This window comes from Massilia sp. 9096, assembly GCF_000745265.1.
GTDB lineage: Bacteria > Pseudomonadota > Gammaproteobacteria > Burkholderiales > Burkholderiaceae_D > Telluria.
Map to the genome: position 1 here is coordinate 1,931,956 of NZ_JQNN01000001.1, position 13,975 is coordinate 1,945,930.

Annotated in this window: 12 protein-coding genes and 1 pseudogene; 7 read left to right on the forward strand and 6 right to left on the reverse strand. The window is 60.9% G+C overall.

Going from position 1 to position 13,975, the window contains the following annotated elements:
• Positions 1-219: 219 nt before the first annotated feature.
• The 5 genes from FA90_RS08230 (at position 220) to FA90_RS08250 (ending at position 6,021) form a co-directional block, all read left to right on the forward strand.
• Positions 220-930, forward strand: coding sequence for an ABC transporter ATP-binding protein (locus FA90_RS08230; protein ID WP_036167815.1), 711 nt, complete (start codon positions 220-222; stop codon positions 928-930).
• A 53-nt stretch (positions 931-983) separates the two neighbouring features.
• On the forward strand, positions 984-2,387 hold the full coding sequence (locus FA90_RS08235; protein WP_036174802.1) for an FtsX-like permease family protein: 1,404 nt from the start codon (positions 984-986) through the stop codon (positions 2,385-2,387).
• An 87-nt stretch (positions 2,388-2,474) separates the two neighbouring features.
• Positions 2,475-3,257, forward strand: a complete 783-nt coding sequence (locus tag FA90_RS08240; RefSeq protein ID WP_036167818.1) for an outer membrane lipoprotein-sorting protein — start codon at positions 2,475-2,477, stop codon at positions 3,255-3,257.
• Complete coding sequence (locus tag FA90_RS08245; protein ID WP_036167820.1) at positions 3,254-4,525, forward strand: hypothetical protein; 1,272 nt, start codon at positions 3,254-3,256, stop codon at positions 4,523-4,525. Before FA90_RS08240 ends, FA90_RS08245 begins: the two co-directional genes overlap by 4 nt.
• A 515-nt stretch (positions 4,526-5,040) precedes the next feature.
• The gene (locus tag FA90_RS08250) at positions 5,041-6,021 is read left to right on the forward strand and encodes an SMP-30/gluconolactonase/LRE family protein (protein ID WP_036174805.1); all 981 of its coding nucleotides are present in this window, start codon (positions 5,041-5,043) and stop codon (positions 6,019-6,021) included.
• Here the strand turns inward: FA90_RS08250 and FA90_RS08255 are convergent.
• The 5 genes from FA90_RS08255 to FA90_RS08275 form a co-directional block, all read right to left on the reverse strand.
• The gene (locus FA90_RS08255; protein ID WP_051971578.1) at positions 5,978-6,823 is read right to left on the reverse strand and encodes a VOC family protein; all 846 of its coding nucleotides are present in this window, start codon (positions 6,821-6,823) and stop codon (positions 5,978-5,980) included. The two genes, FA90_RS08250 and FA90_RS08255, sit on opposite strands and share 44 nt — an antisense overlap.
• On the reverse strand, positions 6,808-7,266 hold the full coding sequence (locus FA90_RS08260) for a cupin domain-containing protein (RefSeq protein ID WP_036167823.1): 459 nt from the start codon (positions 7,264-7,266) through the stop codon (positions 6,808-6,810). The genes FA90_RS08255 and FA90_RS08260 overlap by 16 nt, the downstream gene beginning before the upstream one ends.
• Positions 7,263-7,727, reverse strand: a complete 465-nt coding sequence (locus tag FA90_RS08265) for a DoxX family protein (protein WP_036167826.1) — start codon at positions 7,725-7,727, stop codon at positions 7,263-7,265. Before FA90_RS08265 ends, FA90_RS08260 begins: the two co-directional genes overlap by 4 nt.
• Positions 7,724-9,286, reverse strand: a complete 1,563-nt coding sequence (locus FA90_RS08270) for a GMC oxidoreductase (protein WP_036167829.1) — start codon at positions 9,284-9,286, stop codon at positions 7,724-7,726. The genes FA90_RS08265 and FA90_RS08270 overlap by 4 nt, the downstream gene beginning before the upstream one ends.
• 467 nt (positions 9,287-9,753) lie before the next feature.
• Positions 9,754-11,061, reverse strand: coding sequence for a family 1 glycosylhydrolase (locus tag FA90_RS08275; RefSeq protein ID WP_081933735.1), 1,308 nt, complete (start codon positions 11,059-11,061; stop codon positions 9,754-9,756).
• Between the two features lie 359 nt (positions 11,062-11,420).
• Here FA90_RS08275 and FA90_RS26265 point away from each other — a divergent pair, with 359 nt between their 5' ends.
• Positions 11,421-11,717 carry a hypothetical protein gene (locus tag FA90_RS26265; RefSeq protein WP_156116634.1) on the forward strand — a complete coding sequence of 99 codons (297 nt, stop codon included), beginning with the start codon at positions 11,421-11,423 and terminating at the stop codon, positions 11,715-11,717.
• A 164-nt stretch (positions 11,718-11,881) separates the two neighbouring features.
• Here the strand turns inward: FA90_RS26265 and FA90_RS08280 are convergent.
• Positions 11,882-12,255: pseudogene (locus FA90_RS08280) on the reverse strand (response regulator).
• Positions 12,256-12,704: 449 nt separating this feature from the next.
• Between FA90_RS08280 and FA90_RS08285 the strand changes: the two are divergent.
• Positions 12,705-13,829, forward strand: coding sequence for a sensor histidine kinase KdpD (locus tag FA90_RS08285; RefSeq protein ID WP_036167835.1), 1,125 nt, complete (start codon positions 12,705-12,707; stop codon positions 13,827-13,829).
• Positions 13,830-13,975 lie beyond the last annotated feature (146 nt).

Sequence of the window (13,975 nt, forward strand, 5' to 3'; positions counted from 1 at the left end):
TTCTATGCCTGACGTGCGCCCATCTTCATCAGTCACCTACCAAGCATTGCCGGATGGTACACTGTATGGCGAGCTCAGCCCTGAGGCCCTGATCGACCGGATGTGCACATGGGTGAAGGTCGACCGCGTCTCTGGACCAGGCTCCTGCGATCCCTGCAAGCGTCGACCCACCCTCTACAGACCGCCTGTCCCAACCAAGCTTGAAAACCGATGAATTCAATGGAAACCAAGCCAGCAGTCGTCATTGAAAATCTCAACAAGACGTATCAGCTCGATAACTTCAAGGTAACTGGTCTGGTTGACGTGTCGATCCAGATTGCGGCGAACGCTTTTACAGTGCTCAGCGGCCCGTCGGGAAGCGGCAAGACCACGCTGCTCAACATGATCGGCTGTATCGATCGGCCGGACAGCGGCAGGCTCATGATTGCCGGACAGGACGTGAGCAAATTGTCCGACAATGCCCTGTCGGACTTCCGCGCAAGGCATATCGGGTTCATTTTCCAGACCTTCAATCTGTTGCCCGTGTTGTCCGCCTACGAGAACGTCGAATACCCGCTCATCATGGCGGGGATGCCGGCCGAACACCGGCGCGCGCGTGTCGACAAGTTGCTCGGTGCAGTCGGCTTGCTGGAGAAAGCGAGCCACCGGCCCAGCCAGCTGTCCGGTGGACAAAGGCAGCGGGTTGCGATAGCGCGAGCCCTGGCCCTGTCGCCCGCTCTCGTCCTGGCCGACGAGCCTACCGCCAATCTGGACAGCCAAACCGGCAACATGATCATCCACCTGATGCGCCGCATCCAGCGCAAGTACAAGGTGTCGTTCATCTTTTCGTCGCACGACCCGAAGGTCATCGATGCCGCCGACGGGGTGTTCAATATCTGCGACGGCCGCATTACCGGCTTCGAACGCGTGAAGAGACCGATCTCGGAATGAAACAGCTCCTGCCCCTCGCACTGCGCAACCTGATGCGCAACCACCAGCGCACGCTGACCACCTTGACCCTTGCATTGCGCAACCTGATGCGCAACCGCCAACGCTCGATGACGACCTTGCTGGCCATGGTGGTAGGCGTCGGCGCGATCCTGATCTTCGGCGGCTACAGTCGCGACATCACCAACGAGATGCAGACCGATTTCGTGCAGCGCAGCGGCCATCTGCAGATCCAGCGCAGCGGTTATTTCCTCTACGGCAGCGGGAATTCGGCTGCGTATGGCATCCCGGGTTACGAGAAACTGATCGCCGCATTGAAAAGCGATCCAGTCCTGAAGCAGATGGTGGTCGTCATCACGCCGACGCTGCAGCTCGGCGGCATTGCCGGGAATTTCAATGCCGGCGTGTCGCGCACGGTGCTGGTGCAGGGGATGGTTGCCCAGGACGAGGCGCAGCTGCGCAAATGGAACGATTATGGGCTGCCGCTGATCGCGCGCCCGCTGCCACTGAACGGCTCTGGCCCGGACTCGATCGTGATCGGCGAAGGTGTTGCGCGGGTACTACAGTTGTGTAAGGAACTGAAGGTGTCGAAGTGTGACGCGCAGCATCAAGCAGCCGACACGGCCGCCAATGGCGCGCCGCCCGCCGACGCGCCGCCCGATCTCGCGGCGTTGTCGGCGCTGGAAGCTCCGCCGGCGCGCATCAATAAAGGGACACAGATCGAGGTGCTGGCGACCAATGTGCATGGCGCGCCGAACGTCGGCAGTTTTACCGTCATCAAAGCCGAGCAACTGGGCGTCAAGGAGCTGGACGACGTGCATGTGGCGATGCATTTGCCGAGTGCCCAACGGCTCGTGTATGGGCGCGACGCGCCGCAGGTCACGGCCGTGCTCATTCAACTGCGGCATACGGACCAGATCCCGGCGGCGCGCGCGCGGATCCAGGAATTGCTGTCGAAGGATTTCAAAGGCGCCGACCTCGACATCCTGGATTTCGACACCCTCAATCCCTACTACGGCCAGACCAACCGCATGTTTTCCGCCCTCTTCGGCTTCGTGTTCGTCCTGATCGGTGCGATTGTCGTGTTCGTGGTCAGCAATACCATGAGCATGACGATTTACGAGCGTACGGTCGAAATCGGCACCTTGCGCGCGATAGGACAACGCCGCAGCGGTATCGAATCGCTCTTCATTACCGAAGGTGCATTACTGGGCATTATCGGGTCGGCGCTGGGGGTGTTGATCGCGCTGCTGATTTCCGGCGCTATCAATTTCAGCGGCCTGACCTGGATACCGCCGTCGCGCATCGATCCGGTTCCGCTGACGGTCCGGGTGTGGGGCGAGTGGCCGATGATTGCGCTTGCATTCTTCGGACTGACGGTGGTCGCCGCGTTGTCGGCCTGGGTGCCTGCAAGAAGCGCCGCGAAACAAGATATTGTCGACGCGTTGAGACACGTGTAGTCCCAAGTCGTATGTAAATTTCCGTAAGGTATTGTCGGTGCATTGAGACACGTGTAGTCTTCGGAAGTATGTAAATTTCCGTAAGGCATGGTTTCAATGTTCCGACAATTTATCATGACGGCATGCGCTCTGGCGCTGGCGGCAACGGCGCATGCCGCCGCCGATCCCAAGGCGCTGCTCGCTGCGAGCGACGCCATCCGCAATCCGACCAAATCGTTCGTTCTGACGACAACGCTGATCGAATACCGTGCCGGCAAGCAGACCGACAGCAACACCCTGGCCATCTATTCGAAGCCGGATCCCAACGGCGGCCAGTACCGCACGCTGGTGCGTTTCCTGGCGCCCGCGCGCGAGACCGGAAAACTGATGCTCAAGAACGGCAACGATCTGTGGTTTTATGATCCATCGAACCAGGCCAGCATTCGCATCTCGCCGGAACAGCGCCTGCTGGGGCAAGCCTCGAACGGCGACGTGGCGACGATCAACCTGGCGCGCGACTACAGTGCGAAGCTCACGGCTGAGGAAGACGTGACCGACGGCGACCGCCAGACCCGCCACACGAACCGGCTGGCGCTGGTCGCCACGGTGCCGGAGGGTGTCAATTATCACCACATCGACCTGTGGCTCGACGCCAAGGATGCACGACCCGTCAAGGCCAAGTTTTATTCGGACAGCGACCGCCTGCTGAAGACGGCCTACTACCGCCGTTACCGGAACGAGCTGGGCGTGGAACGTCCGACCGAAACCGTGATCATCGACGGCCTCGATCCGCAGTGGGTGACGGTGATGCGCTTCGACGCGTATGCCTGGCGCGACATTCCCGAAACCTGGCTGCAACGCGATTACCTGTCGCGTTTTCATCCAGAATGAGCGCGCGCCGGTTCCCGCGGCTGTCCATCGCCGCCGCTCTGATCTCCGGCATGATGTCCGGCTACGCCACCGCCCAGGACGACCTTGCGCTCTCTCTGGCGGATGCGACGCCCACCGCGCCGGTGGCAACCGCGCGTCCATGGAAGCTGAACGTCGAAGGCGGCAGCGAAACCTTGGAACGCTGGGACGGGACATCCGCCACGCGCTACCGCTATGCGCTGGATGGCGTGCTCAATTACGGTCTGATGCCGGACGTGCGCGCCGTCGTGGCTGCCCGTATCGAACGGAACGCCGAAACGCCATCGTCCGTTTACCGCACCACCTCGTACCTGAAGGAAGCCTACCTGAGCTGGCAGCCGAGCGCATCCCAGGTGTTCGATGCCGGCCGCATCAACCAGCGCTTCGGCGTCGCGACCGGATACAACCCGACCGACTTCTTCAAGTCGGGCTCGGTCGTCACCTCGAGCCCCGATCCAGTGAGCCGCCGCACCAACCGGCTGGGCAGCGTCATGGTGCAGGGACAACAGCTGTGGGATTCCGGCTCGGTGTCCCTGTTGCTGTCGCCCCGGCTGGCCACCCGCCGGGAGCCGGGCGATCCGGAAGCGGACGATGCGCTGAGCAAGACCAACAGCATCAACCGGTGGCTGCTGACGGGCAGCCAGCAGATCGGCGCGACGCTGCGCCCTCAGTGGCTGATCTACCGCGAAGAAGGCCACTCGCCGCAGTTCGGTTTCAACCTGAGCACCCTGCTGGGCAAGTCCGCCGTCGTGTATGGCGAATGGGCTGGCGGACGCGCGCCGTCCCTGTACTCGCTGGCCAATCACGAGGAACAGGATGTACGTTTCCGCTCGCGCAGCGCGGTCGGTGTCACCTATACCTGGCCGCTCGACATCACGACGACGTTCGAATGGCAGACGAACGGCGCCGGCGTGGCGAAAGGCGAAGACCAGGCCATGGCCGTGAGAAATCCGCTTGCCTGGGGAGATACCCTCAGGTGGTCCTACAACCTGCAGGATTCCGTCACGCGCCAGGCGTTCTTCACCTATCTCAGCGCGCACAATGTCGTGGTCCAAGGACTCGATCTGTCCGGATTCGTGCAAGCCGACATGGGCAACCAGGGCAGGCAAGGCTGGCTGGAACTCAGGAAGCGCTACGACAGCTTCAGCCTTTCCCTGCAGTGGCAACGGCAGCGTGGCGAAGCGTGGACACGCTTTGGCGCTTTGCCGGAGCGTAACAACGTGAAGCTGCTGGCCGATCTTTACTATTAAGCGGACGAATCGGGCGGCACATTCCCGCCCGATCGACCCATGCGATACTGCGGCGCCGCATTGTCCACGACGATGCGGCACAGCCAGTGCGGCGCGTGGTGCTTTCCTCCTTCAGTGAGGCGATTACGCCTCTGCAGCCTATTCCATTAACCGGCCGCATCCGCTTCGGATTCGACGCCATCCGTAGCGGCGAAATGCAGAAAGCCGGTACTCGTACGTCAGCAGCCGACCAGACCGGCCAACGGACAGGTTTCAACATCGACGTCGTGCCATGAATGCCTACCCGGAGAATCTGAGACAGGGACAGGGGTGATCTGTCCATACGGCTTTGCAGGCCGTTTTAGTCACTGTAGCACCACATCAGCTTGCCTGACCGCCGCGAATCGGTGGACCATGAGTCTGGTGTACGTAGTTTGAGCGATGCCGCACAGACGCGAAGCGCTATGGCGTTCACCGTTGCCTGGACGAGTCCGCGATACCCTTTCGTGCGATCGGGTCGTCATCAGGAAAAGAAGATGCCCAATCATTTCAACGACCTGCTTCCAACTCGGCGACTGCGTGCAGCCGCCCCGCCCCAGCCCATGGAAGGGTTCGGCAGCGTCCAGATCGACGACGCGCGGCTGGCCGAAGTGGTGTCGCCGACTGCTCGGCTCACAGCCCTTTACCAGGGAACGGTGCATGCGGAGGGGCCGGCCTGGCAAGGATCGCGTGGCCGCCTTGTTTGGTCGGACGTGCCCAACCGCCGCTTGCTGGGCTGGTATCCGGACGGGCATGTCGAAGTGTTGATCGATGGCACCTGGTTCATGAATGGCAACGCCGTGCAGGCTGACGGTACCCTCGTTCACTGCGAACACGGTCGGCGCTGTATCAGCCGCGGCGGCGACTATGACAATCCGCCCGAGCCGATGGTCACCCATTACCACGGCAAACGGCTCAACTCGCCGAACGACCTGGCGGTAGCGCCCGACGGCGCGATCTGGTTTACCGACCCCATGTTCGGCATCCTCATGCCGAACCAGGGGGCGCTGGCCGAACCGGAACTCGACCATTGCAGCGTCTACCGCTTCGCTCCGCAGAGCGGCGACCTGCGACGCATGGCTGACTTCGAGCAACCGAACGGCATCGCGTTTTCCGACGATGGCGCAACCCTCTATGTTTCCGACACGTCGCTTTCGCTGGGCGATGTGCCGGGTCAGCGCGCCGGCGCCAAGCACGAGATTGTCGCCTTCGATGTCGCGCAGGACGGCGCGCTCTCCAACCGACGCTTCTTCTGTCACACCGACCACGGCGCGCCCGACGGTTTTGCGGTCGACAGGCGGGGCTGGGTCTGGACCAGCGCCAGTGACGGCATCCACATCTGGTCGTCCGATCGCGTCAAACTGGGCTATATTCCGACCCCGACGGCAGTGGCGAACTGCACGTTCGGTGGAGAGGACGGACGCCGCTTGTTCATTACCGCGAAAGAGTTTCTGTTTGCAATCGATCTGCTCGGCTGAACTGGTGAAAGTGGCCGTCCGGGTCGCGCATCAGCGCGTCATGCGCCGAGCGCCAGACGATGCGGGTGGCGGCAATGTCATTGACCGCCAATTGCCCGGTATCGCTGACGCGGTCGCGATATCCCAGCAGTTCGATATGCGGTGGCGCTGTCGCCGGCTGCATCGGCACGATGTCGACCACGACACCGTCGATGCCATCGAGCGCTACCTGGGCTGGGCCCTGGTTGAGCATCGGCTCGCCTTCGACCATGCCGTGATGCGCATAGAAACGACGGCTGGCGGCAAGGTCGCCCACCGCGATGGCGCTATGGTCGATTCCCAGGATGCCGCTCCCTCGCCAGTCCGGATTGGCGCCAGGCGGAAATTGCGTGAACTCGAGCGGATGACCTTCAGGGTCGCGCAGCTTGACCGCGGTAACACCTCCAGAAGACTGCGGAAGCGCGACCGGCTGCTCGCGGCTGATCGGCATGGCGCCGGCGTCGCGGGCCCGATTCCACGCCATGTGCGCGTCGTCGGTGACGAGTGCGAAATGCTGGAAGATCCGGTCTGACGCGCTCCGCTCAGTCGGGTACGGACGTCCGGACAGGGCGTAGCAATCCAGGTCGACGCGGCTGGTGCCGAGCGACATTTCAATGCGCATGCCGGTGCCGGCGATGCCCAGCAGCGCCATTTCGGCCGTTGAGATCGGCAAGGGTTCGCCGACGTCGAAACCGATCGCGCGGTAAAACGCAGCGAGGCGAATCAGGTCCGCGGTGACTAGCCGAAAACCGGCGATGGCGCCAAACTTCAGATCAGATGACATGGCACACGCTCGGGAAGCACATGACACTGCACCGTCATCAAGCAACATGGTTCGTCGCCGACAGTGCCGGAGCGGTGGCCTTTCTTGCCACCGGTGTCGACGCAACCCTGGTCCTCGCCGAACGAAAACTCGCCAGGCCCCTGTTCGACACGCGTGCCGTCCATACTCTCGACCCACCAGCGACCGGACAGCACGACGATCCACTGCGGCGCCGGATTTTCGTGCCACTCGCCGATCCATCCGGCTGGCTGCACGGTAAAGACGACAGTGGCCTCGCCACGCGCCAACGCATTGATCCACTGAGGTGCAGAGTCACCGATGCCCTTCAGGCTGTAGTTGGTCAGCGCACAGCGCGTTTGGTGGCTTACGCCCCGTTCATCGACATACAGGTGCGAATAAGTGACCGAAGGCTTGGGCCCGGGATTGGAAGTTTGATTGCTCATGGATGTGACCGGTAAGGTTGGCTGGAAGCCAGCGGCGAATCGAGAAACGGCGCCAGTCCGCTGCCATCGGTGCCGACCACGATCAGCAAGAAGGCACCGGCAAGCGACAGATTCTTCATGAAGTCCCAAAACAAGGTACGGCCATGGCCGTCGGGATCGGCCCAGAAATCGCCCTGCGCCCAGAAGCGCTTGTAGAGAATGGCGGTCAACATGCAAAAGCCGGCGATGACGAATGCACAGGCACGGTCGGCCACGCCGGTCAGGACGCCAAGCGAGCAGCCCAGTTCGACGACCAGTCCAGCGAGGATAGCGCCGACACCCACTATCCGAGGCTTGAAGACTTCCTGCGCCTGCCGCACCGCATGGTCAAAGCCGAAGGTCTTGTCGATGACACTGGACGGCATAAATAGCGCCACCAACATCAGGCGGGCGACGAGTACGACCCCAGCCGCCGCCGTCACAAGCGCTCCCGGATGATGTCGGCGACCCGCAGCGCGTTGGCAATGATCGTCAGTGTCGGGTTCACGGCGCCAATCGAGGGGAAAAAGCTGGCGTCGGTCACATACAGGTTGTCGACCTCGTGGGCGCGGCATTCGAGGTTCAGGACCGACGTCGCCGGGTCGCTGCCAAAGCGGCACGTCCCGGCCTGGTGTGCCGTGCCGGACAGCGGGATATCCTTGCTCAGGTACAGCGTGCGCTCCAGCAAGACGGCCGGCTGGCCGATCGCCGACAGGGTTTCCTCGAGCTTGCGTTTCAGTCGCTCGAGCGCCTCGGGATTGGTTTTTACGTAGTCAAGATGGACCTTGCCGTCCTGGTAGTAGACGCGGTTCGCGGGGCGCGGCAGGTCTTCGGCTTGCAGCCAGAAATTCATGGAATGGCGCGCGATCTCGCCAAACGGCATGTCGGGCAGCCACTCCAGCCACTCCGGCAGCGCTTCGGCCTTGACCTGGTCGGCGTCGATACCCGCATTCATCTGGATCATGCCGAGCGGGTACTCCCAGTCGTCACTGCCAAAATAGAAGTCGCTCAGCGCCATGGTCTTCTGGAACACGGTGTCGTTGGGGTGGCGCGACACGGCCATCACGGCGCTCATTTCATGGCGCAGGTAATTGCGGCCGACCTGGTCGGAGCCGTTGGCGAGTCCATTCGGATGCTGCGGACTGGCCGAACGCAGGAGCAGCAGCGCGGAAGACAGCGCACCGCAGGCAACGACGACCACGTCGGCACTATACAGTTCCTGTCGTCCCTTGCGTTCCACATGAACGGCGTCGATACGTCGTCCGCTCGCATCGGTTCCCAGCTTTGTCACATAGGCGTTCGTCAGCAGCGTGACGTTTCTGTAGTCGGCCAGCATCGGATCGATGCACACGACCTGAGCATCGGCTTTGCCATTCAAAAGACATGGAAAGCCATCGAATTTGGAACACCGTATGCAGGTACTGGTGGGTGTCGCGAAACCATCTTCTTTTTGATCTAGCAGGATTCCCAGCGGCAGATGAAACGGCTTTAATCCTATGCCGGTCAGCTTGTCGCAAAACTCGGCCACGTGCGGTTCATGCTTGACCGCTGCATAGGGATAGGGCACAGCACTTGGCGGATCGAGCGGATCCTCGCCGCGCTGGCCATGAACGTGAAACAGTGCCTCGGCCGCATCGTAATACGGCGCGAAATCGGCATACTTCAGCGGCCAGGCAGGCGAGACGCCGCCGGCATGGATGACTTCCTCGAAATCGCGTTCGCGCAGCCTCAACAACGCCGAACCGTACACCTTGGAATTGCCGCCGACGCAATAATGCAGTTGCGGACTGAAGGTCTTGCCTTCCACGTTTGTCCAGGTCTCGTTCACCTGATATTTGCGTTCGACGAAGACGGCCTGGGAACTCCAGTTCGCCTCTTCGCGCGGCAGGTAGTCGCCGCGTTCGAGGATCAGGATGCGTTTGCCGGTGGGCGCCAGCGCGTGAGCGAGCGAAGCGCCGCCAGGCCCGCTACCAATAACAATCAGATCATAATGCTCAGTCAATCTCGTCCCCTCAACGGAAAATGTCCTTGTCTCTGCACTCTGCGTCATTCCTGGCCGGCCTGCGTATGAAACCTCGAGGGGATGGCCAAACGGTATCACAGTCCCCTGCAAACCGATCAGTGACGCGCCCCTTTCTGCCCGACCGCCCTGGCTGCGCTGAAAGCCCGCCGCCGGGAATTCAGACGCGCCAACCTGCCACCATCAACCAGCAGCGAAGTGCCCTGAACGACACGTGACGGCTCCGATACCGGGAACGGACCTGCGTCCGCAATATCTCGGGCCCGCCGACGTCACCCCGGTCGATCACCTCGATCCGGGCCCTCAGCGACGTCGCAGCGGCTGGTCGCAACACCGTCCGGGGCCCCCTCCTCCGCAGTTTCAGGCTTGCCGCCGCCGGACAATGGAAATGCCGATACCGCCCGCAGCGCCGGTGACGATTGCCACTTTGTTTTCCAAGGTCATGGGACTTACTCCGTATTCTGGGGGGCGGCAGCAGCAGCGGCTTCGCTGCCACCATCGGTTGCGGTCGGTGCCACCATGGGCACGGTGCATGGGTAGTCGTCCGGCAGCGCGACTGGCACTTGAAGGCATGCGCTCTGGGTCGGCAGCACCTTGCCCCAGGCCCGGATCAAGTCGCGGTAAGCCAGGCCGACGGGACGGATATTACGGTCCAGGTCGACCAAGCCGAGGGGGTTGACCCTGCCATTGTTTTCGCGCAGGGCCGTGTCCCAATCGACTTGATCCGTCAGCGAATACCATGTGAAACCAATCACCGGTACGCCACTGTTACGGATACTGAGTACGTTCGCCCATTCCTTGCGTAGCCAGCGCACCGCTTCGTCACCCGTTGGTCCCTGAGCGAGGTTGGTTTCCGTATGCATTACAGGCAGCCGATAGCGGTCAAAGTACTGCTGGGTGATGGTAGCGTAGCCGAATATTTCTCCAGAGGCCGATGTGCCACCGTCCACGCTCACATGATGTTCATTGGTTTGGTAGTAATCATTGCCCATGATGCAATGATGTTTGAGATTATTGTCGAGGAAAAAATGGTATTCCTCGCGCGTCATCCCGTTGTCCATCAGATACTCGTACATCTGGGAATCGACCCGACGCCCATAGTTGAGGTCGAGCGAAAGAAAACGCGTGGCGTTCTTGGTTTCGGCCATACCGATCGCTTCAGGGCTCTCGGCGTGAAAATACTCGCTCGATTCGCTTTGCACGAACAGGGCGTCAGGACGAACCGCCAGGATCTCACGCATCGCCACAATGTTTGCCTTGACGATGTACTTAAGCGCTGTCACGAACGTCCGATCAGTGGTCATCTGCTCGTTCCACCAGCCGTACAAGGCCGAAAAGATCGCACAAATCGACATTTCGTTGACCGGCGTGTAGAGCTGGACCCAGGGAAAACGCTTGGCAAACGCCCTTGCATAGCCTGCAAACAGCGCCGGAAAATCGGGGTTCTGAAAGTTGCCGATCCAGTCGGGTACGCCGAAATGGCATAGATCGACGATGACGACCATGTTTCGCCGACGCAGATCGCCGAGGGTCTCGTCGGCGAACGTCCAGTCGTATTGATTCGGTCCACGCCAAGTCAGGTGCAGAGGTGGTCCATAGCGCAATACCCGGATGCCAAGCTCTTGCACGAGATCGAAATCTTTCCGCCAATGTTTGTAGTGACCGCATTTCTCCATCTCATCGACGCGGATTTTCCCGTCACCGATGGTTGGAATGCTGTTCTCGATGCCAGTCGCAAACATGAATCCGGTGTACAAACCGCTCTCCTGCCGTTAATCGCAGGAACAGCATACCGGAGCACGGATGACCTCAACATTGCAAAAAGTCCATCTAGCACGGCAAGTGCAGCTGCGCTTGCGCTTGCGGGGCAGTAGAATGGATCCCTTGGCGCGCCGTCGCCTAAAGCCGGGTGTACAGCTGGCCTGTGAAGATCACTCGCCTTTCCGCTCACCGTAGCCCGCCGCGCTGGATGTCGTTGGAGATCGAGACCGATACGAGCTGCTGGGCGGCCTGGTGCGCGGCCCTATGAAGACCTACAGCTGGGTTGGAGGTGACGCCCGCACGACGTGATCGACGGTATCGCCGCGCCGCGCGAGTTTGGATTCGACACTCCACGATGAACGGTACCGAGGGCCTGGGTCCGATCGACAGCACAGGCAAAACCGGCGCGACAGTCAAGCGCGAAGCAGGTATTCGCGACATCTTTGGCCGCGCCATTGAATTCGGCCAGGACTGCAACCGCCGCGACCGCTGTTGGTCGAGGATCCGGTACGACCGCTCGCTGTCGGCGAGCACATGTACTCTCGCTTCGAATTTCGCCGTCGGCAAGAATACATGCCCAGGCCTGTCCATCCATGCCTGGATTCAAATGCGCAACGAAGCCTCGAATCAAGCTCGCTCGCGCATTGGTTGAATTAGAAACTGCAATCCCCTATCAAAGCGCCACGGCAACGGCAAAACCCGCAGTGGAATCGCTGCCAGGCTGCCGCGCACAAGGCGCTCTTCGATCGGCGCCAAACAGGCTTCCCGCCATCTGGCGAGCGAAATGCCAAGACAGGATCGTCGAACACGGTTCAGTCAGCTCAACTGCGCCTGAGCGATCAGATTCTCGAAGCGCGCGGGCTTGACCAAATGCGCGTCGAAGCCGCAAGCCGCCGTCCGCTCGCGTGAGGATTGATCGCCCCAAGCCGTCAGCGCGACGATTCGCGTCGCCGGGAACCACTCTGCCGGGCGCAACGCCGAGGCGACTTGATATCCGTCCATGCCCGGATACCCAAGTCGAGAAAAATAAGCTGGTGTTCAAAGGTTTGGGCCGTCTTGACGACCTCCTCGCCGCCATGGGCCACGGCGACCTCATAGCCTTGAAACGCCATCAACTCGGCGACCAAGTCCGCCGCGTCGACGTTGTCGTCGACGATCAGCACGCGACAGGCGGCGCAAAGTCGTTCCATTGTGAGAGTCTCCTAAAATGACGCTGGCAGACGCGCACGAGTTATGGCTGTAGCATACACCCAAACGCAAAAACTTTCATTTCCTCACGGAAAGCACATACGTGATGTTACGGATATGCCTTGTCTGAATTGAAAATCTGAGCAGATAACGCTCCTTACGCCGTGGCTGCGGTTGGCGCGCATACCGACTTTTTGATCAGATCAGAGAGGGAAACGCCTGGCTCTCGCCCCTACGCGGGGCCTCAGTTTCGGGTTTTGTTCACGCAGCGAGCCGCCAAAATTTAATGAATGTGAGGCTGATATCCACTTATCATAATCAGCTTTACGATCGACATGCTGGAGCACGGCATCCCGATATCAAATGGATGAATAATTGCAACCATTCATTTCAGACCCTACGCTAATGCTCATCAGCAAGTAGACTAGGCATAATGATGAGATCAAACCACATGATGCTGGCCACTGACCAAAATCCCGAAGAGCATGGGATCACTCCGCGAGCTCGGCAATTCCTTGCGCTCAGAGAACCCGTGATGGAGCGGTGGGAGCGGGAAGTCCGCGCGCGCGTCCAAGGCGCCGCTACTTTGCTTCGTCCGATACTGACCAACACCCTTCCCGCGTTCTTCGACAACATTGGCGAAGCGCTCAGCCCCGGGCATCCCCGAAGAAACGCCACCAGCTCCAATAACGCCGCGGCCGTCCATGGCGGCGAGCGGGCGCGGATGACCTCTTACGGCCCGGACCAAGTGGTTCATGAATACCAGATTCTGCGCGAGGCGATCACTGCCGAAGCGTCGGAGCGGTTGGATTTGAGCGCGAAGGAATGGGCGATCATCGAGCACTCTATCGACGCCGCGGTGCGCGAGGCGATCCGCGAATTCGCCTCCATCCAGGACGACTTGCGCCGCAAACTGGCCGGCGCGCTTTCGCATGACATGCGCACGCCCTTGGCCGTAATATTGAGCGGGGCCCAGTTGATCGGGCTGTCCAACGATCTACCGGCCAACAAGCAGTTTGCTGAAAAGGTCGAAGCCAACGCGCGCAGGCTCGAGGACATGATGTCCGAACTCTTGGACGCGTTGACTTCCAAAGCAAGCGACCAGTTGCCTTTGCAGCTTTCCGAGTTCGACATCGCCGAGTTGCTTACGGATGTGTCTAAAGCTTACGCCCGGCCCCACGAGGTCGAATTTTCGGTGATGGCGGATTCGACGCGCGGGTGGTGGTGCCGAAACACCCTTCGGCGCGCGCTGGAAAATCTGATCAACAACGCGCTGACGCATGGGGCGGGCCGCAAGATCGGGTTGGCGACGAGCCAGGTGCGAGGGCGCATGATGCTGTCGGTCCACAACGATGGGCAGGCGATTCCCAAGGAAAGGCAAAACGAGATCTTTGAATACGGGTCGCGCGGCGCGTGCGCGACCGCGCCGGGCTGGGGCCTGGGCCTTCCCTTCGTAAAGCGCGCCACGGAAAGCCATGGGGGAAGCATCGCGGTCGACAGCTCGGAACAGACCGGCACCACGTTCCTGATCGACATCCCGATCGATTGCCGCCCCTTCGTCAAAAACCCGGCCTGATCGTCAAAGCGCGCACGCTTGTCTGCCTCGCCGTTCCGCTGGTCCGCTAGCCCCGCGTCCCAACCCAATCGGCGTGATTGGTCGCCACGCTGATGGGCTTGCCGCATGCGCAATACGCTTACCCTTTAACCGCAGCCAGAATAATG

Coding starts and splice junctions, on each gene's coding strand:
- FA90_RS08230 (WP_036167815.1), top strand. CDS start 220: ATGGAAACCAAGCCAGCAGTCGTCATTGAAAATCTCAACAAGACGTAT.
- FA90_RS08240 (WP_036167818.1), top strand. CDS start 2,475: ATGGTTTCAATGTTCCGACAATTTATCATGACGGCATGCGCTCTGGCG.
- FA90_RS08245 (WP_036167820.1), top strand. CDS start 3,254: ATGAGCGCGCGCCGGTTCCCGCGGCTGTCCATCGCCGCCGCTCTGATC.
- FA90_RS08250 (WP_036174805.1), top strand. CDS start 5,041: ATGCCCAATCATTTCAACGACCTGCTTCCAACTCGGCGACTGCGTGCA.
- FA90_RS08255 (WP_051971578.1), bottom strand. CDS start 6,823: ATGTCATCTGATCTGAAGTTTGGCGCCATCGCCGGTTTTCGGCTAGTC.
- FA90_RS08260 (WP_036167823.1), bottom strand. CDS start 7,266: ATGAGCAATCAAACTTCCAATCCCGGGCCCAAGCCTTCGGTCACTTAT.
- FA90_RS26265 (WP_156116634.1), top strand. CDS start 11,421: ATGAACGGTACCGAGGGCCTGGGTCCGATCGACAGCACAGGCAAAACC.
- FA90_RS08285 (WP_036167835.1), top strand. CDS start 12,705: ATGATGCTGGCCACTGACCAAAATCCCGAAGAGCATGGGATCACTCCG.